The sequence below is a fragment of the Bacillus sp. 220_BSPC genome (assembly GCF_001054655.1).
GTDB lineage: Bacteria > Bacillota > Bacilli > Bacillales > DSM-1321 > Peribacillus > Peribacillus frigoritolerans.
The window spans coordinates 1-21,351 of record NZ_JVPL01000276.1; the positions used below are offsets into that span (position 1 = coordinate 1).

The 21,351-nt window shown below is 40.2% G+C and carries 18 protein-coding genes and 1 pseudogene; 15 read left to right on the forward strand and 4 right to left on the reverse strand.

Translation table 11 applies throughout. From position 1 onward, the window contains the following. Positions 1 to 375 precede the first annotated feature (375 nt). Positions 376 to 1,440, forward strand: a complete 1,065-nt coding sequence (locus ADA55_RS21815) for a M14 family zinc carboxypeptidase (protein ID WP_048687569.1) — start codon at positions 376 to 378, stop codon at positions 1,438 to 1,440. 223 nt (positions 1,441 to 1,663) lie between these two features. On the opposite strand, the gene speB is transcribed toward ADA55_RS21815, so the two are convergent. After that, positions 1,664 to 2,632, reverse strand: a complete 969-nt coding sequence (gene speB, locus ADA55_RS21820; RefSeq protein WP_048687570.1) for an agmatinase — start codon at positions 2,630 to 2,632, stop codon at positions 1,664 to 1,666. 409 nt (positions 2,633 to 3,041) lie between these two features. On the opposite strand from speB, the gene ADA55_RS21825 reads away from it, so the two are divergent. Beyond that, positions 3,042 to 4,388: an APC family permease gene (locus ADA55_RS21825; RefSeq protein WP_048687571.1), complete on the forward strand. Its 1,347-nt coding sequence runs from the start codon at positions 3,042 to 3,044 to the stop codon at positions 4,386 to 4,388. Between the two features lie 287 nt (positions 4,389 to 4,675). On the opposite strand, the pseudogene ADA55_RS29615 reads toward ADA55_RS21825, so the two are convergent. Further along, positions 4,676 to 4,885, reverse strand: a pseudogene (locus tag ADA55_RS29615) (transposase); the annotation flags it as partial. Positions 4,886 to 5,400: 515 nt separating this feature from the next. On the opposite strand from ADA55_RS29615, the gene ADA55_RS21830 reads away from it, so the two are divergent. From ADA55_RS21830 to ADA55_RS21840, 3 genes are read left to right on the forward strand one after another with little or no spacing between them, the layout of a single operon-like run. After that, complete coding sequence (locus tag ADA55_RS21830; protein ID WP_048687572.1) at positions 5,401 to 6,678, forward strand: Glu/Leu/Phe/Val family dehydrogenase; 1,278 nt, start codon at positions 5,401 to 5,403, stop codon at positions 6,676 to 6,678. Between the two features lie 34 nt (positions 6,679 to 6,712). Then, a complete protein-coding gene (locus tag ADA55_RS21835; protein ID WP_034307765.1) occupies positions 6,713 to 7,003 on the forward strand; it encodes an SAV0927 family protein in 291 nt (96 codons plus the stop codon). A gap of 17 nt (positions 7,004 to 7,020) precedes the next feature. Continuing rightward, complete coding sequence (locus tag ADA55_RS21840) at positions 7,021 to 7,269, forward strand: hypothetical protein (RefSeq protein WP_048687574.1); 249 nt, start codon at positions 7,021 to 7,023, stop codon at positions 7,267 to 7,269. A 76-nt stretch (positions 7,270 to 7,345) separates the two neighbouring features. Here the strand turns inward: ADA55_RS21840 and ADA55_RS21845 are convergent, their stop codons facing one another. Beyond that, positions 7,346 to 8,086, reverse strand: coding sequence for an IclR family transcriptional regulator (locus ADA55_RS21845; RefSeq protein WP_048687575.1), 741 nt, complete (start codon positions 8,084 to 8,086; stop codon positions 7,346 to 7,348). A gap of 175 nt (positions 8,087 to 8,261) precedes the next feature. On the opposite strand from ADA55_RS21845, the gene ADA55_RS21850 reads away from it, so the two are divergent. From ADA55_RS21850 to ADA55_RS21895, 10 genes are all read left to right on the forward strand, one after another. Beyond that, entirely contained in the window at positions 8,262 to 9,140 is an 879-nt protein-coding gene (locus ADA55_RS21850) for a dimethylarginine dimethylaminohydrolase family protein (protein ID WP_048687576.1), read from the forward strand. Continuing rightward, entirely contained in the window at positions 9,137 to 10,753 is a 1,617-nt protein-coding gene (locus tag ADA55_RS21855) for a M20/M25/M40 family metallo-hydrolase (protein WP_048687577.1), read from the forward strand. Before ADA55_RS21850 ends, ADA55_RS21855 begins: the two co-directional genes overlap by 4 nt. Before the next feature lie 166 nt (positions 10,754 to 10,919). Beyond that, positions 10,920 to 12,263, forward strand: a complete 1,344-nt coding sequence (locus ADA55_RS21860; RefSeq protein ID WP_226990525.1) for a YfcC family protein — start codon at positions 10,920 to 10,922, stop codon at positions 12,261 to 12,263. A 51-nt stretch (positions 12,264 to 12,314) separates the two neighbouring features. Beyond that, positions 12,315 to 13,517, forward strand: a complete 1,203-nt coding sequence (locus ADA55_RS21865) for an amidohydrolase (RefSeq protein ID WP_048687578.1) — start codon at positions 12,315 to 12,317, stop codon at positions 13,515 to 13,517. A gap of 174 nt (positions 13,518 to 13,691) precedes the next feature. Beyond that, complete coding sequence (locus ADA55_RS21870) at positions 13,692 to 14,453, forward strand: dimethylarginine dimethylaminohydrolase family protein (protein WP_048687579.1); 762 nt, start codon at positions 13,692 to 13,694, stop codon at positions 14,451 to 14,453. Between the two features lie 51 nt (positions 14,454 to 14,504). Beyond that, positions 14,505 to 15,920: an amino acid permease gene (locus ADA55_RS21875; protein WP_048687580.1), complete on the forward strand. Its 1,416-nt coding sequence runs from the start codon at positions 14,505 to 14,507 to the stop codon at positions 15,918 to 15,920. A 249-nt stretch (positions 15,921 to 16,169) separates the two neighbouring features. Then, the gene (locus ADA55_RS21880; protein WP_235443574.1) at positions 16,170 to 16,406 is read left to right on the forward strand and encodes a hypothetical protein; all 237 of its coding nucleotides are present in this window, start codon (positions 16,170 to 16,172) and stop codon (positions 16,404 to 16,406) included. 155 nt (positions 16,407 to 16,561) lie between these two features. Further along, positions 16,562 to 16,900, forward strand: a complete 339-nt coding sequence (locus ADA55_RS21885; protein WP_048687581.1) for a VOC family protein — start codon at positions 16,562 to 16,564, stop codon at positions 16,898 to 16,900. A gap of 614 nt (positions 16,901 to 17,514) precedes the next feature. Next, positions 17,515 to 18,651, forward strand: coding sequence for a YibE/F family protein (locus ADA55_RS21890; protein WP_373689747.1), 1,137 nt, complete (start codon positions 17,515 to 17,517; stop codon positions 18,649 to 18,651). After that, positions 18,651 to 19,427, forward strand: a complete 777-nt coding sequence (locus tag ADA55_RS21895) for a YibE/F family protein (RefSeq protein ID WP_048687582.1) — start codon at positions 18,651 to 18,653, stop codon at positions 19,425 to 19,427. Before ADA55_RS21890 ends, ADA55_RS21895 begins: the two co-directional genes overlap by 1 nt. 315 nt (positions 19,428 to 19,742) lie before the next feature. On the opposite strand, the gene ADA55_RS21900 is transcribed toward ADA55_RS21895, so the two are convergent. Next, the coding region (locus tag ADA55_RS21900; protein WP_048687585.1) for a sigma 54-interacting transcriptional regulator at positions 19,743 to 21,351 on the reverse strand (1,609 nt) is incomplete at its 5' end.

Here is a 21,351-nt window from a genome sequence, read left to right on the forward strand (position 1 = left end):
ATCTAAAAGGTAAGACAAAGTTGATTGGAGCGGGTGTTCGAGACTCCTGCTTAAAAAAGCGCGTCTAGGGGAGTCCCGCAGGCGAAAGCCGAGAAGGCTCCCCGACCGCCCGCGGAAAGCGAGTGCCCTACGTTCCAATCAACGTCCAAATTGTACAAGCCATAAAAATAGACAAACTCGATTTTCTTCATCGGGAACAAAAATGTTTTTTGAATATCGCCTTTGTAGAAGTAATTCTTTTCAAGTTATTCTTGTGCAAGAGAAAACTATTTGGAAACATAGTCATTTTTCACTATTAACATAAAGTAGTAAAAATGTCAGAATATTATTAATAGTCATTTTTCTGATTATTATATTTAATAAGGAGGGTTTTTATTGAATGTTAAAAAGAAAGTTCTAGCAGTTTCATTAACTAGTTTAATGACGTTAAGTGCAGTAACAGCTGTTGCGTTACCAGTCGGAGCGGTTGGAAATGGCCCCAGTGCTGGAAATGGACAAGTGACAACTTCAAATCTTCATACATATGAAAGCCTGGTGAGCTATCTTGAAACGCAGGATGCTAAACAAGAAAGGCTGGCACTGGAAGTAATCGGGGAAACGGTAAAAGGAAGGGACATTTACCTAGCGAAGTACATGTCAAATCCTAAGAATCCAACTATACTATTTTTAACGCAACAGCATGGAAATGAACAACTGACTACTGAGGGTGCTCTCGAATTCATTAAACATCTAGGCACGAATAAGACTAAAGGTTTATTGGAAAATGTTAATATACTGATCATTCCCATGTTAAATGCAGATGGAGCCATGGGAGATGTTAATTTCCCTCTTGATGACTACTTAGCAAAAGGTGATCGGCATTTAACACGGGCAAATGCAAATGGGATCGACTTAAACCGTGAGCATGATAAAAAAACTGATTCCATGCAAGTAGAAGTAAAGGCTTTACACGAAAAAGTATTTGCGAAATACGATATAGATTACATGATAGATTTACATCATCAAGGGACGCTAAGCGAAACAGATGGTGAACTTGTTTCAGGTTCGATTCTTTATCCTACAAACGCGAACGTAAAGCCTGAAGTGTTAGAAGCGTCAAAAAAACTGGGTGCTGTCGTATATAACTCCATTGAACCAACTGGTTGGGGGCATATTGGTAGGTATGATGGCGGTTCTGGAGAAAATATAGGCCGTAATGGTGCAGCCGTCCGTTATGACATTGCCACACTGCTCTTTGAGATGCGAGGTATGTCGGACCACAATGTCGAGTCTGTAGCGCTTGGACAAAAAAGTAATGGCTATCTAATTAAGCAAACAGTAACCACTTTGGATGCAGCTGTAAGAGCTCTTGCCGATGATTCAATTGAAACTGTCGATGCAAGCTTTTGGGACACCCTGCCAACACAATACAATCGGCCTGGGGCAGAATCAGACGAATAAAAGGATGGCACATCCCATTTTCAAAGGGATGTGTTTTTTATTTTTTCCACACCGATAGAAGCTCGAAGTTGTTTTATGGAATGATTTATAGTCGAAGTAGCAGGACAAGGGTAAAGATTACATAGAAAAAAAGGCATCTGCTTTCACTGATAGCAGATGCCTTTTTGAACGATTACAGTTTGGACCTGAAATGTCCCCTTCATTAATTGTTAGTGTGGTACTCCTATAAACTTTTTGCGGCTGGATTCTCCTTTTCTTGTTCTTCTTTTAGTTGTAAGGCTACTAGACTGGCAAAGTCATGAATGATGGTGGCTGCCAATAGTGATGTAATTTGTGTTGGATCATACGGCGGGAGGACTTCCACCAGGTCGAACCCAATAAAGTTGAATCCTTGCAGAGAGCGTATCATCTCAAGGGTTTCAAAGCTATTTAGACCGCCGACCTCCAATGTGCCAGTTCCAGGGGCGCAGGATGGATCGACAAAATCAATATCAAATGTCAAGAAACATGGTGTATCCCCAATGGTTTTCTTGACTTCCTTCACGACATCTTCGATTCCTCTCTTCTTCAGCTCGGGCGTAGTTATCACATTGTACCCTAGTTCTGTACTGGAATCTAAATCTCCTGGATGATTGAGCGTACCTCTGATGCCAATCTGGAAAACTTTATCCGTTTGGAGCAAACCTTCCTCATATGCACGGATAAACGGGGAACCATGCCAGTATTTTTCTTCGTAATAAGTATCCCAGGTATCTGTATGTGAATCAAAATGAAGAAGTGCAACAGGACCGTGGATTTTTGCGGCTGCTCTTAGATTAGCCAATGTTACTGAATGATCTCCTCCGATGCCTATTGGAATGATGCCGTTTTTCATCAAGTCTGACATAGCCTTTTCAATTAACTCATAGCTTCGATGTATATTATGGGGAATCACCGAAACATCCCCGATATCAATTGCATTACATTCGTCAAACGGAAATACCTTGTGAATGGGATGATAAGGAAACAACGTCATGGATGCTTGGCGGACTGCCTGTGGAGCAAACCGTGCTCCTACCCTGAATGAAGCAGCTGTATCAAAAGGCATACCTACCACTGCCAATTTGGCATTTTCTCTTGAAGAAGGTAAGCGCATAAATGATCCGGTGGTACAAAACTCTGGTTTAACATCAGGTGATAAAGGATATTTCATTTTTCTATTCCTCCATTTTCTTATAACTATAGTAGTTTTGAAACTCATTAAATGAATTCCTATAGATGATTAATCATGCAATTATCATGCCAAGTCACTGTGATCGATTTAATGAGGGTTTTTACAAGATAACATGGGCTTTGTGTATGCAAAGGCGAATAAGTTATGGGAAATTGAATCGTCAATGAAGAGATGCTGGAAGACTTCATATCTGTGAATCAATCAATTGCGGGTAAGAATACAGGAATTAAGGCGTTTTTCGTTTGTCGAAATAAACCGAAATCATGTGGCACAGAAATTGCATAAAGGTATACAGGTAAAACTTTTAAAAAAGAGGGAGGCATGGGGATTATTCTAGTTAAGAAATTGAACTCACTAGTTTGAAAGCGGTTTCAAGGAGGAATGATAGGTGGAAAATGAGGTTACATTGAAAAGATCACTGAAATTATGGCAAATCGTTATGATGGGGTTAGCATATATGACCCCCATGGTTGTATTTGATACATTCGGCATTGTATCTGGGATTACGGGCGGCCATGTGCCGACTGCTTATATCGTTGCATTGGTGGGGATGCTTTTTACAGCTGCCAGCTATGGAAAACTTGTAAAGGTTTTTCCTGCTGCAGGTTCTGCCTACACTTATACGCAAAAGGCGATAAACCCGCATTTAGGATTCCTGGTAGGATGGTCCTCGTTGTTAGACTATTTGTTTTTACCTATGGTCAATGCATTGTTGACCAAAATTTATCTGACAGCATTATTTCCAGGAGTTCCTACATGGATTTGGGTAGTATTATTCGTAGCAATCGTCACCATTCTCAATCTCAGGAGCGTCAATGTACTTGCTAACTTTAATGCGCTTTTTGTTTTAATTCAGATTGCCATCATGGCAGTGTTCATCATTCTTGTTGTCAAAGGTTTGAATGATGGGGAAGGTACAGGAGAAGTGTTTACATTAATGCCTTTCGTAAATGAAGGGATGGACTTCTCGGCCATAATAACCGGGGCTACGATCCTTTGTTTTTCCTTTTTGGGATTCGATGCGGTAACGACCCTATCTGAGGAAACGCCGGATCCGAAAAAAACGATTCCAAAAGCGATATTTTTAACTGCGCTATGGGGTGGAATCATCTTCATTACCGCATCTTTTTTTATTCAGCTCTTTTTTCCGGATATATCCCGTTTTAAGGAACCGGATGCTGCATTACCGGAAATCGCCCTTTATGTAGGCGGGAAGCTATTTCAATCCATTTTTCTTTGTACGACTTTCGTCAATACGCTAGCCTCGGGACTAGCATCGCATGCCAGCGTTTCCCGTCTTTTGTATGTTATGGGCCGTGATAAAGTGTTTCCGGAAAAATGGTTTGGATTCATTCATCCTAAGTGGAAGACACCAGCGATTAATGTACTCATAGTTGGAGTCATTTCAATGTCGGCTTTATTCTTTGATTTAGTGACAGCAACGTCACTGATCAACTTTGGTGCACTAATGGCGTTTACTTTTGTAAATCTTTCAGTGATCAGCCATTTTATCATTCGGGAAAAGGAGCACCGAACGGTAAAGGGGTGTATTAAATACTTAATTATGCCTTTAATTGGAGCTATAGCAATTGGCATTCTATGGATCAACCTTGAGGCAAGTTCCCTGATAATGGGGACAAGTTGGTTCATTATTGGTTTTTGTTATCTATTATATATCACAAAGGCATTCAGGAAGGCACCGCCCCAATACCAAGTTGAAGAAATTCAGCTATAAGACTTTGCAAGGAAAAACGCATCCGATAAGGATGCTTCAGTTTATAGACTTCAAAAGGTTTAGGAATGGTTTCATTCCTAAACCTTTTTGATTTGGATAAAGAATAGATGACCGCGACCATTTCTGGCCCTTGCCTGTCCAGTTGGATATCTTCTTTATATTCATGTAAGAGTCGCCTGCACCGACAATATTTTACGTCCGCTTGTTGTCCAAAGCATGCCATGGCTTTTCTTTTGCATCAGCGAATATTTCCATAAGTAGTAGAGAAGTGAGGTCCTTTATCTGACATAACCTAAGAACCAGCATAGGCCACGTTCGTATTTACCTCTTCAATAGTTATGCATCAATCGAATAAATAGAGTAGATTGAATGAATGTCAGTTTAACCAAAATGACTGGGTCAATACTTGGGAGTACTAACTCTGAATACATATCTTTCACCAAGTCATAAATGAAAGAGATATCAATGGCGGCCTCAATTATACGAACCAAATGTTCGATTGCTCCAAATGACAACATTTAAAGTCGATTTCGCTTAATAGAATCATGTTTAGAAAGTATCCTTTTGACTTCAAGTTTTAATATTTCTTTTTTTAAAACAAATAAGACTGTAGGCAAAAGGGTTCTATTTAAAAGATAAACAAAGTTGATTGGAACGGAAGGTGCGAGCCTCCTGCGGGAAAAGCGTGTCGAGGGAAACCCCGCAGGAGCAAAGGCGCCGAGGGCGGGCCGCCCGCGGAAAGCAAGTGCCTGGAGGCTACGTTAGAATTTATTATTATCGGGGTTTGACTACAGCTGGACGCATTCTAATAAGGATGCGTTTTTATATGTTTTTAATCATCCCTTTTTACATATGCAAATCTGAATTGCTTATGAATTAATACATATGTCCTGATGATTGTATGTGTGATATGGATGAGGGCAAATGGCGGTATGGTGCTATTCATACAATATCCTCAAAGCTGGCATGAAAGTTGCTTAATAAGTAATAAGAATAAAAGAGAGGTGCTAAAATGACAGAGAAAATTAAGGTTATTGAAAAACGTCAATTGGATAATCCATTGCAAGAATTCCAGGATATCTTAAAAGAAGCGATTCATGTTTTGGACTATCCAGAGCAGGTTTTTGATTTTCTGAAAGCGCCAATGCGTTTTCTGGAAGTCTGTATTCCTATTCAAATGGATAATGGCGAGACAAGGATGTTTCAAGGGTATCGTGCTCAACATAATGATGCAGCCGGCCCAACGAAAGGGGGAATCCGGTTTCACCCGGATGTCACTCCTGAAGAAGTTAAGGCATTGGCCGGATGGATGAGCTTGAAATGCGGAATAACCGATCTTCCATACGGAGGGGCAAAAGGCGGCATTGTGTGTGATCCCAGACAGATGAGTTCATCTGAGCTTGAACGATTAAGCAGAGGGTATGTCAGGGCAGTAAGTCAAATAGTGGGCCCTACAAAAGATATCCCGGCACCAGATATGTATACGAATTCACAAATCATGGCCTGGATGCTGGATGAATATGATCACATCAGGGAATTCGATTCACCTGGCTTCATTACAGGAAAGCCTCTGAGATTAGGAGGATCGAAGGGCAGGGAAAAAGCCACTTCCAAGGGCGTATTATATACACTTCAAATGATTTGTGATTTAAAGGGGATTCCCATTGAAGGCATGCGGGTAATCATCCAGGGATTCGGGAATGTTGGCAGTCATTTAGCATTGTATTTACATGAAATGGGGGCTAAGGTTGTCGGAATAGCGGATGAACTTGGAGGTTTATATGATCCGAATGGATTGGACATTCCTTACCTTTTGGATAACAGGGACTCTTTTGGGGTCGTTTCGAACTTATACAAAGATTCATTATCCAATCAAGAATTATTGGAAAAAGAGTGTGATGTGCTGATCCCCGCAGCCATTAGCGGAGTGGTGAATAAGGATAATGCAAAACGACTAAAATGTGAAATCCTGATTGAAGCAGCAAATGGGCCGACGACAAAGGAAGCGATCAAGATTCTCGATGATAAAGGTATAGTGCTAGTCCCGGATATTTTGGCGAATTCAGGTGGGGTGATAGTCTCGTATTTTGAATGGTGCCAGAACAACCAAGGTTATTACTGGACGGAAGAGCTTGTAGATGAACGATTGAAGGAAAAGATAACGGCCAGCTTTTTGAATGTCTACCATACTTCACAAAAATATTCCGTGAACATGAAAGTGGCTGCTTATATTGAAGGGATTCGCAAAATAGCGGAAGCATCCCAGCTTCGGGGGTGGATCAGGTTCTGAACGAATTATGGTTTACAAGAAAGGAGGCTATCCGTTGAATTTTGATATTCTTTCCGAAAATAAAGAAAACCAGGCTATTCATCATTATTGCTTATTGTCACAAGATTATAGATATGATGTAACCATTGTATATTCGGCCCAGTTTTTCGGTAAAGCAATGGTGACTTCCATGCAAAGCGGAAGAATGATCCTGCTTTGTGCCAATGATATTAATTTGGATCAGTACTGGGCTCCGACTCTCGGCATTGAACAAGAAGATATATCGGAGTTCCAAAACTTTCTTAGGTTAGTTTTACAAACCCCATTTCATTTTGAAGAATACTGAAGGAAGGAATGATGTAAATGTACGTTGATGTGATTCTTAGCCCTTGTGATGGCAGGGTTGAAAAAATTTCAATATCCAAAAATTCCAGATTTTACGAATGGGAACAATTATTTCAGATTAAGAAGGCAGATGGAAGTGTGGAAATCATTGATATTGGTGTCAGCGGGAAAATTGAAACTTTGGAGGTATTGGAGGGCGAACCTGTGGTGGCCGGCGAGGTCCTCGCCTATTTTAAAGAAGATTTATTTGTGACCGGCAGCGATTAATATAAAGCGAAAAGAAGATGAAATGATTCATCTTCTTTTTCGGCTTATTTGATAATCCTTCACTGATCTCTTATTTTCATGGTCCCCTATACCCCAATTTTGCAGAAACCCGAGTGCCAGTTTCCATCACATTCTTAATGAGGAAATCCAGTCTATCATCTGTCAGGTTAAAGCTGACAAAGCCAATGCTCACCGCACCGTGAACTTCCCCAAAATGGTTCAATATCGGCACGGCAACAGAACATGTACCCTCTGTTCTTTCACTGTGACTGATTCCATGTCCCTTCTTTTTAGTCTCTTGCAATATATCCCAAAAAGCTGCTCTTTCTTGAGTTGGCAGAAGAGCATCTACGATTTTTTTCGTTTGATTATATGGCATATAGGCGAGCATCGCTTTATTGGCAGCCCCGATATGCATAGGTACACGTGAGCCAAGCTGGTCATAAACCCGGATTTGGCTTTTTTCACTGTCGATTCTTTCGATAACGAGTGATTCCATCCCGATTGGTTGGCTTAGATAGACGCTTTCCTCCACTTTGTTCATCAGCCTTTCGAGTTCAGGCCTTATTTGACTTATGTAATCCATTTTGTCATACATGCGTAAACCATATTCGAGCCAAATATTCCCCAAACCATATTGTTTGGATTGTCCGTCCTGTTGAATTAATCCATGCAAGGACATTGCCTTTAACAAACGATGCATGGAGCTGACAGGAAGATCACATTCTTGGGAAAGTTCCGTAATTGACAGCCAGTTTTCCGAAGAATTGGATACCAGCACCTTTATAACGTTCATGGCGCGGTCAATTGATTGCATATACAAACCACCTATCTTTCCATACAAGTTAAATAAAAAGTTAATTTATTTGAAAATTTAAAACATATTGACATTATACCAAAACTAAATTTATAATAAAAGAAAAATTCCTATTAGCGGAAACGTTTTCCACTATGCGGAAAAGGAGGGGGAGGCAGTGACATTTTGTTCGTCCATGTACAAACCATTGGAACGTGTCATTGTAAAACATCCGAAAGAAGCTTTTATTAGTCAAGAGCATTTAAGCCAAACATGGGAGAACTTCAACTTTTTGGAAGAGCCAGATTTCAACGAAGCGCTAACGGAGTATGGTGACTTTATATCCATTTTGGAGAAATATGTCCCAAACATCGATTATTTGCCAGCCTCTTCGGTAGTTGGCATTGACTCCTTATATGCGCATGACCCAGTCAAATTCACTAGCCAAGGAGCCATTATTTTAAAGTCGGGGAAAGAATCGAGGCAGCCTGAAGCGACTGTATACAAGGAATACTGTAAGGAAAAGAACATCCCGATCATTGGGTATTTAACGGGTGATGCGGTCGCGGATGGCGGTGATATCGTTTGGCTTGATGATAAGACCTTGGTTGTCGGACATGGTTATCGTACAAACGCTGAAGCCATTCGGCAATTAAAGGAAATGACCGCACATCTTGTGGATGAATTCATCGTAGTTCAGCTTCCGCATGATCAAGGAGAGGCAGAGTGTCTCCATCTCATGTCTTTCATCAGCATGGTCGACCATGATTTAGCGGTAGTCCATTCCCGCCTTATGCCTGTCTTTTTCAGAAAACTGCTTATTGAACGAGGCATTCAGCTTATCGAAGTGCCGATTGATGAGTACTTGAACTTGGGTTGTAATGTGCTTGCCATTGCTCCGCGGGTTTGCGTGATACCTTCTGGTAACGCTTACACGAAGCAAAAGCTTATTGATGCGGGAGCGACAGTTTATGAGTACAAAGGAACTGAAATCAGTTTCAAGGGCACTGGAGGTCCTACCTGTTTAACCTGCCCGGTGGTGCGTACAAATATTGATGAAGGGGGATTGAAATGAGTCAATTACTATGGGGTACTCCAGAAACGCTCCGTGCTTTGTTGTGTGAACTAGTTAGCTGGGAAAGTCGTACTCTTACACCAGGGGAGCGAACGTTCCCTTATAAGGTGCAAGAGAAATTAAGGGAGCTTGATTATTTTAAAAGGAACCCGGCACACTTATCGCTTCACGAGGCAGATTTAGGAAGGAATTTTGTCAATGCCTTTTATAAACATCCCGATAGCAAGGAGACCGTAGTATTAATTAGTCATTTTGATACGGTTCATACTGAAGAATACGGTGACCTTGAGACTCTTGCATTTCAACCAGAGGAGCTCACGAAAAAACTTCATGATAGGAAAGATGATCTGCCGGAAGAAGCGCGCATTGATCTGGAATCAGGAAAGTACTTGTTTGGTAGAGGAACGATGGATATGAAAATGGGGCTTGCCCTTCATATGGCTATCATCGAAAAGGCAAGCATCGAACAATGGCCGATCAATCTCCTGCTGTTAACGGTACCAGATGAGGAAGTGAATTCTGCGGGAATGAGGGCTGCAGTTAAAGAACTTGTGGCTTTACGTGATAAATATGACCTTTCCTATAAAATGTTTTTTAATAGTGAACCGTCCTTTTCACAGAAACCGGGTGATAATAATCATTATATTTATTCCGGAACTTTGGGGAAAATCATGCCCGCTGCCCTTTTTTATGGGAAAGAAACTCATGTAGGCGAGCCATTAAAGGGCATAACCGCTAACTATATAGCCTCATTTCTCACGCAGCTCATGGAGTGGAACACTCTTTTTCTGGAAAGTGACCTTGGTGAGGAAACACCTTTACCAGTATCGCTTCAGCAAAAAGATCTAAAACTACAATATTCAACACAGACACCTTATCGGGCAGCCGCGCTTTATAATGTGTTCATCATGAAAAGAACAGCTGCAGAAATAATGGATTTATTCGAGCAGGTTGCGAACGAAGCAGCGATGAAATGCAATGAATCTTATAAAGAACTTTGTCTGCGTGAACAAATTGAAGGTGTAGGCGAAGTACAAGTATTGCGCTACGAAAAGTTACTTTCATATGCCGAGGGCAAATTTGGCGAGAGTTTTGTTGAGCAAATAAAGAGTGAAGTTAAAGGAAACAAGGATTTGGATGAACGGGAAAAATCAGTGCGGATCGCTGAAAAATTGATGATACAATGTCAGGAGCTTTCACCCGCCATTGTATTGCTGTTCGCACCGCCATATTATCCAGCCGTCAATTCGTCCGATGATCCGCTTATCATCGAATCTGTGAAATTAATGAAGGAAACGGCCAGAAAGTTTGATGAAGAAGTCAGACAAATTCATTATTTTAATGGCCTTTGCGATTTAAGCTATGTTCAATATACTGATGACTCTGACGGCTGGACGGCTTTTGAAAAAAATACACCAGTCTGGGGCGATACTTACAGCATTCCTTTTGCCGATATGCAAAAACTTCAGGCACCCGTACTTAATGTGGGGCCATTCGGCAAGGATGCCCATCAGCGTACTGAGCGCCTTCACATCGATAGCGCCTTTGTCCATACGCCTGTTTTGCTTGAGAAGTTAATAATGAGTATGTTTAAGTGTTTGGTTGAGAAGTGATGGTCCGACAGGGAAACTGGATTAATAGTATTAAACTTTAACTGGGGGTTTTAATATGAATGACCTGCCTAATGGTCCAATCACTTCCGAGCCGCTTAATCAGAATAATAAGCCACATAACCAACTAACGGAGTTACCGGAAAAAGGGATAAATCCTTTTGTATTAATGTTTATCGTAATTGTGATAGTGACGGTTCTAACCTATATCTTACCCGCAGGCCAATATGAAAGAATTGAAAAGGACGGCCGAAGTGTAGTCGATCCCACTTCTTTTGAATTCGTAGAATCAACACCTGTGGGATTATTGGAAATGTTCAGCAGCATTCACGCAGGGATGATTGAAGGAGCGTCAATTATCTTGTTCGTCTTTTTGTTTGGAGGAGCTCTGGGAATCATGCAGGCAACAGGGGCACTGGATTCTTTCATTAAGTTTGTGGCTGTCCGATTCGGAACAAAAGAAAAATTGCTTATACCGTTGATGGTATTAATCTTCGCATCATTAGGGACACTGATCGGCTCTGCTGAAGATGCTTTAGTTTATATCGCCATCATTGTTCCGATGACGATCGCATTAGGCTTTGATGCACTTACTGGTTTTGCGATCGTCATCCTTGGAACATTGGCGACTGGATTCATTTCGGGCATTACGAACCCATTTAATGTTGGAGTTGCCCAAAGCATTGCAGAATTGCCCATGTATTCGGGAATGGGATTGCGGATCGCTCTTCTTGCAGTGTTTTATGTCGTTACAGTATTGTACATCTATTTCCATGCAATGAAGGTAAAAAGAAACCCTGAACTGGGGGAGTATGGGAAATTCAGGCGTGAAGAACATGGACAACTTGATAAAAACTTTAGGATGAGCAAAAGACATAGCGCTGCTTTAATTATTTTATTGGTGAATTTCATCCTATTAGTCTATGGAGTTATTAAATTAGGTTGGTATATAAGTGAAATTGGCGGCTTGTTTTTATTAAGCGGGATCATAATGGGCCTAATCGGAGGCTTGACTCCATCCAAGATGGCTAATGGTTTTATTTCAGGAGCGGGCGATATGGTTTCCGGGGCATTGATAATAGGTGTTGCTCAGACAATCTTGGTCATCATTACAAGTGGCGGCTTGCTTGATACCATTTTATATTATGCTGCAGGATTGGTTGAGCAGCTTCCTCCCGCCATAAATGCAATCGGAATGTTCATTGTTCAATTATTCCTTAACTTCATTGTTCCATCAGGAAGCGGACAAGCAGCATTGACGATGCCGATCATGGCTCCATTAGCGGATTTAATGGGTGTGACAAGACAAACGGCAGTTTTAGCTTTCCAATTAGGGGATGGGATTTCGAATATGATATTTCCGACTTCTGGAGTGCTATTGGCTGGACTGGCAGTGGCAGGCATATCATTCACGAAATGGGTAAAATGGGTATTTCCCTTTCTTTTGATTCAGGTTGCCGTAGCGATTATCTTTTTGATCATTGCTCAAAGCATACAGTATGGCCCTTTTTAAAGATCTGAAAAATCTGAATATTGGCACTAATTGATCAGGGAGGCATTTATGATGAAGACAATACAGAAGACAGTTGTGGATGAAGTGATTTCATGGAGACGTCATTTTCATGAAAATCCGGAGCTCTCGTATCAGGAGCACCAGACTTCCGAATTCATCTATAGGAAATTAAAAACCTTTACAGGATTAGAAGTGACAAGACCTACGGAAACGAGTGTATTAGCGGTTCTCAAAGGCGCAAAAAAATCACCCCGAAAATCGAATACGATTTCCTTTCGTGCAGATATTGATGCACTCCCGATTGAAGAGGAAGCAGATATTGAATATAAATCAAAAAATCCAGGGGTTATGCATGCATGCGGACATGATGCACATGCTGCGATGTTATTAGGTGCTGCAAAAGTCCTCTCCGGGAAAAAAGACGAGATTAATGGAGAAATCAGGTTTATTTTCCAACACGCCGAAGAGGTTCTGCCAGGAGGAGCTCAGGAATTGGTGAAAAAAGGGGTCATGGAAGGAGTGGATTATGCATTTGCATTGCATGTTACTCCATATGAACGAACAGGAACCATATGTTTAAGGGAAGGGGTATTCTGTGCAGCAGCCGATGATTTTGAAATTAAAATCATTGGGCAGGGGGGTCATGCGTCGACTCCGGAATTAACGGTAGATCCGCTTATCATTGGTGCAGAAATAACGACGAATATTCAACATATCGTTTCCAGAAAAATTTCAGCTCTTAGGACACCTGTCATTTCAGTCACCCAGTTCCATTCCGGAAGTGCGCTCAATGTCATACCTGAATATGCAGAAATCGGCGGTACCATTCGATCCTTGGACTCTGATAGCCGAGTGAAAGCAAGGGAGTATCTAGAGCAAATCGTTAAGGGTATTTCAGAAACGCATGGGGCAAAATGTGAAGTCACTTGGTATTTAGGGTATCCAGCGGTGGTGAATGATAAAGCTACCGTTGATATTTCAAGAACGGTCATGGAAGGTATTTTTGAGGAAAATAATATCATCCAGGTTGATGATCCCATGTTTGGGACAGAAGATTTTTCGGCTTTTTCCGAAATCGTTCCCTCTTCCATGCAATTTCTAGGCGTCCATGATAATGAGTTTGGAAAAGCTTATCCTTTGCACCATCCTAAATTTAAAGTCGATGAGAAGGCTTTAGGGTATGGAGTAAGATATTTTGTAGGAATAGCGGATAACTTATGCGGTCATCAAAATAATTTAGAAAGCATGGGCTAAAAAGAGACACCCCTTATAGTTAAGAAAGGCTTTCGGTTGTCTCTTCTCTCTACCATGCCTATATATCTATAATTTCCGCTTCTGGAATAAACGAAACTTCATTTAAAGTACGGCAGGAGCATAAAGGTATTCCACATTATAAAAAGATAAACTACCTATTTAGGAGGAATATATATGTTTAATCACGCGATTGTAAGAAAGATTGGAAAAAGTTTTGTAAATGGCTTAACAACATCGGATTTAGGAAACCCGAATTATGAAAAAGCGCTTGTACAACACGAGGCCTATGTAGAAGCATTAAAACAATGCGGTGTGAAAGTGACCGTTCTCGAATCGGATGAGAGGTACCCTGATTCCACGTTTGTGGAAGATACCGCGGTGTTGACGTCAAAATGTGCCCTTGTAACCAATCCTGGAGCAGAAAGCCGGAATGGTGAGATTAATGAAATGAAAGCAGTTTTAAAGGACTTTTATGACACAATCGAATATATTCAATCTCCAGGTATGTTAGATGGCGGGGATGTAATGCAAGTAGAGGATCACTTCTATGTTGGCCTTTCAACCAGAACGAATGAAGCAGGTGCTCTGCAGTTCAAAGATATCATGGGTAAGTATGGTTATGGCACGACCATCATTCCCCTTAAGAAATTCTTTCATTTAAAAACGGGTGTCAATTATCTGGGAGACAATAATTTATTAGTGGCAGGGGAATTCATTAATCACGAGGCTTTTTCCAGCTTTAATCAAATCATCGTAAAAGAGGAAGAAGAATATTCCGGTAACTGCGTCAGAATGAACGACTGCGTTATTGTCCCGAAAGGGTTTGAGGGTACAAAGAAAAAAATTGAAGAATTGGGATACACAGTGATTGAAGTGGAAATGACTGAATTTCAAAAACAAGATGGCGGCCTTAGTTGTCTCTCATTGAGGTTCTAAGATGGTTTGGGAGAAGGCATAGGCTAATAGATAAGATAAGGACGTGATTATATGGGGTATGGACTGGAGAATAATGATCAGCTGCAACGCTCAATGAAAAGACGCCATTTATTTATGCTTTCACTTGGCGGCGTAATTGGTACAGGCCTTTTTTTAAATGCTGGCTATACAATTAACCAAGCGGGGGCAGGAGGAGCCCTGATCGGTTATCTAGCAGGCGGTCTTATTTTGTATATGGTCATGGTCTGCCTTGGCGAGCTAGCCGTTCATATGCCGGTTACAGGATCATTCCAAAAATATGCTGCCGAATATATTGGGCCTTCCGCTGGTTTCTCTCTAGGATGGATGTATTTCGTAGGCTCAGCCGCAACTGCAGGAGTTGAATTTACGGCAGCAGGAATATTGATGAAACAGTGGTTCCCCGATAGTCCTACCTGGATTTGGTGTGCGGTGTTCATAGTGCTTTTATTTACATTGAATGCATTGACGACAAGAGGTTTTGCAGAGGCGGAATATTGGTTTGCTGGAATAAAAATCGTTGCAGTGATTTTGTTTATCTTGATTGGAATCGCTGGTATCTTTGGTTTTGTCTCTTTATCTGATCGTCCAACCCCATTCTTCGAGAATTTGGCACCTTCTGGTCTATTTCCAGCTGGCGGCATTACAATTATCTTTGTGACAATGATGAATGTAATATTTTCTTATCAAGGCTCAGAACTTATAGGAATAGCGGCAGGTGAAAGTGAAAAACCTGAAGAAAACATTCCTAAAGCCATTCGAAACGTACTATTTAGAATCATTGTTTTTTACATTTCATCCATTATCATCCTTTCCGCCATATTCCCTTCTTCGGAATTAGGTTTATTGGAAAGTCCTTTTGTAACTTTGATGAAGATAGCGGGGATTCCTTATGCAGCAGGTATCATGAATTTCATTATATTAACAGCCATTCTTTCAGTGGGGAATTCATGTCTTTATGCATCTACAAGGTTGCTTTGGTCGATGGCCCATGATGGGATGGCACCAAAAGTTTTTGGTCTATTGTCCAAAAGGAAAGTGCCCTTGAATGCCCTTCTTTTTACGATATGCTTTTCGCTTCTCTCGTTATTGACTAGCTTCATTGCGGCGGATACTGTGTTCGTTATACTAATGTCCATAGCCGGTATCTCCGTCACGATTTCATGGATGGGAATTGCTTTATCGCAATATATGTTTAGAAAGAAATTTATTAAAGCGGGTGGCAAAACGGAAGACTTACAATACATAGTACCGTTTTACCCATTCGTCCCGTTGTTTTGTTTAGGCTTTTGTTCGCTGATTCTAGTATTCCTTGCCTTTGACCCTACTCAAAGAGTTGGACTATTTTATGGAATAGGATTTTTGGTAGCCTGTATATTATTCTATAAATTTAAATTGGCTAAGAAAGCAGAGTCGAACACGAACTTAGAAAATGAAAAAATATTGTAATGGAGTCCCTATATTGATTGCCCGTTCGTATAAAAGGTTAGCCAGTTATTACTGGTTGACCTTTTTTTAATCTTGTAACTGCGGTCACTTGATGATTATTTACTGAATCGGGAGGGGAATACTGACATTTTGACGAAATAGAAGGAATATCATATTACGAAAATAGGAAGGAGGAATGGAAATGTCTGATTTTATGGACAAGAATCTTGGGGGAAAGCTGTTTATCAAGAAATAATCGTACCCGAGAAGATTGTCTTAACGGACATGTTTGCAGATGAAGGAGGCAACGCAGCCGACGGTATGCCAGTTACACTGGTAACTTTGACGTTTGTTGAACACGAGGGTAAGACAAAACTCATCATGCGTTCTCGATTCGCTTCAGCCGAGGGGCTTCAGCAAGTAATGGGAATAGGTATAGTCCAAGGATGTGCCTCACAATTTTATCGCCTCGACGACCTTCTGGAAAATCTTCAGGAGCCGTGTTAAAAAGTTATAGGTGCTATTTAACAACTCCGTGTCATATGAACTGAACATATGCGATTCTTACTTAAGCAGGATCGCTTTTTTATTATGCAGCTAAGGACAATGAAGCATGTGGAGAGAAGGAAAAGAAAACTATACTATTAAAAATGGGGGAAGTAATGAAAATCAATCACATAAATTTAACTGTTAATGATGTTACAGCTTCACGTGAGTTTTTAGAAACATACTTTGGATTGACATGTGCAGGAAGTAGGGGAGATGGGTTCGCTGCAATGAAAGATGATGATGGTTCCATATTGACTCTGATGAAAGGAAGCAATGTACAATACCCCAAGACTTTTCATGTTGGATTCATACAAGAAAATGAAGAACAAGTTAACAGGATCAATCAGCGGTTGAAGGAGGATGGATTCAAGGTAAAACCTCCACAACATTTACACGGATATACTTTCTACGTAGAAGCACCCGGAGGATTTAACGTTGAAGTACTGTGTTAAAAGTATATGGAGATGAAATGCCGTTTTCTAAAGATGAATTAGGTGGAGAAATGAAAAAGATGGTAGTAAAAGTGCTAAAAATGCTGGATTTACACAAAATATTACTGCAATGGAAATGCAAGAATTTGTTCAAAATCAATTGATGGAAAAAATGAAAATACCTACATTTATTGCAAACTAGGGAAATTCCAAAGTTGGAGCGATGGAAGTAGTCATGCTCCAGAAATCCACCAAGCATCTCTGAGATACTAGATTTTAAAAAGATCTTCAATGTATTCTTGAATCATTCGCGATTTTACTAAACGATAATTATACGAATTTTAGGGCAATACTACTTAGGAAATTGTAGTATTGCCCTTAGTTTTTCACAACTGATGGTATTGACAATGAAGTGAGAATATCAGGAATGAAGGGACTTGACAAGTATTTTATGAAATTTGGTTCTTCCCATCCTACCGGGGAGACGTTAAGGTGGTAAATCGGACTTTGTTTTCGCAAACCAAATTCATTCATGATAAGATAAATAAAATCAAATACTAGTAAGGCGGGGTGGAGCCAATCAATTCTGGCTCCTCCCTGCTTTTTTTGCCCACCCGATATTTGGAGGTTTTATTTTGAATGTTATCGTAAATAAATTTAAAAAAATGGGATACAAGCAGGTTTCTTTGTACGCCGTCATAGCACTTTGTTTTGTCTTGTCTGTTATCTTTGTTCATCACAATTATTCATTCTATGAACGACCAATAGCCAAAGTCATCAAAACAAATCTGGAAAATACAACTGAATTGAATGATATGTATCAAAATGAAGATCGACTATTTACCCAGAGTATAATAGCCGAAATACAAAATGGAGAAAAAAAAGGAAAGCTAATTCATTTAAAAAATGAATATTCCTCATCCGGAGCTTTTGATCAAGAATATCGAGTTGGAAATGATTTATTTGTTTCGATTGATACGAAGACTAAAGAAAATTCAGAGTTAACTGGAACAATAAAAGACGTAAAACGTGATAAATTTGTGTTGATTGTAGCATGGGTTTTTATCTTTACATTACTTATCGTTGGAAAAAAACAAGGCCTGCTTTCAATTATTAGTTTGGCAGTCAATGCCATATTATTGTCATATGCATTAGATTTTTATTTGAATACATCAAACATTGGTTTGGTTTTGATATGCAGTATAAGTATCATACTATTTACGGTCTTTTCCCTTTTACTCGTTAATGGTTTTAATGAAAAAACCTATGCAGCGGTGATTGCGACACTGTTAGGGACTTTTTTATCGCTGTTCATTGCTTATCTTGTTATGTGGTTAACTTCCGAAAAGGGCCTTCGATATGAAGAGATGCAATTTATCACTCGTCCTTATAAAATGGTGTTTTTGGCAGGGTTATTTATCGGTTCTTTAGGAGCTGTAATGGATATAGCCATTACCATGTCTTCTTCGATTTTCGGGTTGTATGAAAAGAATAACCACATATCAGTAAAAGCACTTAAAACTTCAGGATTAGAGATTGGAAAAGACATAATGGGGACCATGACAAATATTTTGTTTTTTGCCTATATAAGTGGTTCCATTCCTATGATTATTTTGTATTTGAAAAATAATTCTGCATTGGGATTTACCCTTTCCATGAACCTAACATTGGAATTGGCCCGTGCTCTTGCAGGTGGTATCGGAATCGTGTTAACTATCCCGATCGGTCTATATGTCTCTATTTTTTTCATTAATCGAAAGAGGGAAAGATAATGAATGTATTAGTGTTGCTAGCGTTTATACTATTTATATTAATGATCTTGATTGGCGGAAAAAAAGGGGCACGTTCATTTTTTGCTTTGTTCCTAAACTTTGGTGTGTTACTTTTCACCATCATTTTTATGACTAATCCATATATTGATCCGTATATCGTAACATTGATTGCATGTACGGTGATTAGTTATATTAATTTATTTTTCATTAACGAAGTGAACAGTACAACAAAAACAGCATTCATTTCTACTATTATCACGATTGTTATTGTACTCTTTTTTATTGTCATTGTGACGGAAAATGCGATGATACAAGGTTTCGGTGAAGAAGAAATAGAAGAGCTTAGCATCTTTTCCCTTTATATTGGGGTGGATTTTGTTAAAATTGGTGCTTCAGTAATTATTATGAGTACTATTGGCGCGATTATCGATACAGCCATGGCCATTGCATCTCCCATGCGAGAAATGTATCATCACCATCCATCCATTAGCAAGAAGGAATTATACACATTTGGATTGAGTATTGGGCGGGATATTTTAGGGACATCTACGAATACACTATTTTTTGCTTTCTTTGGAGGCTATTTGGCATTGCTTATATGGTTTAAAGATTTATCCTATTCTGTTGGAGAAATAGTAAACTCAAAAATATTCAGTGCTGAAATGATCACAATATTTTGTGCTGGAACAGGAGTAGCCCTGATAATTCCTATTACAGCCTTGATTACTGCTTATTTTTTGGTGAAAAAAGGAGAAAATAAAGAGAAAGTTATATAGGTTTCATGGCAAAAAAGCTTATGGGCACTCATTTGTATAATCGGGATAAATCTTTGTTTTTTTTGCAAATGATTATCCATATTCTGCTCCTACGCTTAACCGTTTCATTTTTGAGGGCGGTTGGTGGAGGAACAAGATGCCATATTGCCTATATAAGCTTACTGCCATTTTAATTCCTTCATAACGTTCATGATGTATATATGGTTTGATAATAACGAAAAAGCTGACTGCAGAAGCCCGTTCAAAACGGCTCTGTTATCAGCTTTTCTTTTTTTACCCAGGGCTCCAATTCGATAATAGGACTGCATGCCGAAATCAAACATGTATGTTTAGTTGTTTACGGAGACGTTGCATTTCTGAATTGAAATAGGCTTTGCTGTAATCACATCCGACAATAGCTACAATATTGCCGTCATCATCGATGATTGGCGCAAAGCTTGTTTTCCACTCACCGTACCTGTCTTCGTATATGGGAGTAACACCCGCTTTACCATTAAACGCCTGGTAAGCGACATTGACCATTTCCGGGGGACCCATATATTCTTCCCCCGGTTCAATTACAAAGCCTTTGTCTGCAACGAGGTGAATCAGACGTCCATCCTCCGTCATGATAAATATAAAGACCCATTCAATTACGCCTTCCTTTTCTTGAATCATGGTAAGTTTTTGTTTTAATTTCTGGGAATAGGAAGGTTGCCGGTTCATATTTTTTTGTAGACTGATAACCTCTTCAGCTGGAATGATAGCTGCGGTCACAACGGCAATGGATCGAAGCCGCTGGTTTATTTGTTCTTCTAAAATGGCCCGTTTATCCACTGGTGAAAAGCTTGCCTCTTCCATTTTATTTCGTAATTTTTTATATTTCCTGCTCATCGTCGGCTGGCTGACTTCCAATACCTTTGCCGCCAGTTTCAATGATTTATATTGTTCCATCGCCATGTTGATGAGTTGTTCTTCCACAAGGTCAACTGCTTCCTGCAAAGGCATTAGGAAATCGATGACGGGTAGTGAAGGGGGTTTGGGCTCTTTAAATGGAAGCACCTCTTTAACCAAAGCAACATCCACTTCCGGTATTCCGCTAGTAATCACGAGTCTTTCAACTGTATTTTCAAGTTCTCGCACGTTACCGGGCCATTGATAGATGCAAAGCAAGTCGATTGCATCCGGGGTGAACGCTACCTTTCGATTGTACAGTGTATTGTACTTTTGTAAAAAAAACTGAACCAGGTGGGGAATCTCATCCACACGATTTCTTAGCGGCGGAAGATGGATAGGCACGACATGAAGACGATAATATAAGTCTTCTCGGAATTCACCTTTTTTCACCATTTTTTCGAGCGATTTATTTGTTGCGGCAATCACTTGAATGTCAACAGGGTGTGAGGTCGAACTTCCAATTGGTGTGACGACTCGTTCCTGAAGGACACGAAGCAGTTTTACCTGTACGTTCAGCGGTAACTCGCCCACTTCATCCAAAAATAAGATACCTTTATGGGCCAGTGTGAATTTTCCCTTGGCGCCTTCTTTCCGTGCGCTGGTAAAAGCCCCTTCTACATAGCCAAACAGTTCGCTTTCAATCAGGTTTTCCGGAATGGCACCGCAATTGACAGGTATAAATGGTCCGTCGCTTCTATTACCCATATTATGTATGGCCCTGGCTGCTATTTCCTTCCCTACACCGGATTCCCCCAATAAAAGGACGGTTGCGCTTACATCACAAACCATTTGCATTTTATGCAGGACATCGAGCATCGGTTTACTGCGGATCACAAATGGAAAAGTTGGCTTTTTGGATTCCAATAATGGTCCCGATTGCCCCCTTGATGTATCTGGATATGAGTCTTTAATTTCTTTGTAAGCCCAGACCCATGCCCCGGATTCAATCGGGTATGCCGTCATCAGCAGCTCATGCCCCTGCCATGAG

Coding starts and splice junctions, on each gene's coding strand:
- speB (WP_048687570.1), bottom strand. CDS start 2,632: ATGAAATATCCTTTATCACCTGATGTTAAACCAGAGTTTTGTACCACC.
- ADA55_RS21830 (WP_048687572.1), top strand. CDS start 5,401: ATGACAGAGAAAATTAAGGTTATTGAAAAACGTCAATTGGATAATCCA.
- ADA55_RS21840 (WP_048687574.1), top strand. CDS start 7,021: ATGTACGTTGATGTGATTCTTAGCCCTTGTGATGGCAGGGTTGAAAAA.
- ADA55_RS21845 (WP_048687575.1), bottom strand. CDS start 8,086: ATGCAATCAATTGACCGCGCCATGAACGTTATAAAGGTGCTGGTATCC.
- ADA55_RS21850 (WP_048687576.1), top strand. CDS start 8,262: ATGTACAAACCATTGGAACGTGTCATTGTAAAACATCCGAAAGAAGCT.
- ADA55_RS21855 (WP_048687577.1), top strand. CDS start 9,137: ATGAGTCAATTACTATGGGGTACTCCAGAAACGCTCCGTGCTTTGTTG.
- ADA55_RS21860 (WP_226990525.1), top strand. CDS start 10,920: ATGTTTATCGTAATTGTGATAGTGACGGTTCTAACCTATATCTTACCC.
- ADA55_RS21865 (WP_048687578.1), top strand. CDS start 12,315: ATGAAGACAATACAGAAGACAGTTGTGGATGAAGTGATTTCATGGAGA.
- ADA55_RS21870 (WP_048687579.1), top strand. CDS start 13,692: ATGTTTAATCACGCGATTGTAAGAAAGATTGGAAAAAGTTTTGTAAAT.
- ADA55_RS21875 (WP_048687580.1), top strand. CDS start 14,505: ATGGGGTATGGACTGGAGAATAATGATCAGCTGCAACGCTCAATGAAA.
- ADA55_RS21885 (WP_048687581.1), top strand. CDS start 16,562: ATGAAAATCAATCACATAAATTTAACTGTTAATGATGTTACAGCTTCA.
- ADA55_RS21895 (WP_048687582.1), top strand. CDS start 18,651: ATGAATGTATTAGTGTTGCTAGCGTTTATACTATTTATATTAATGATC.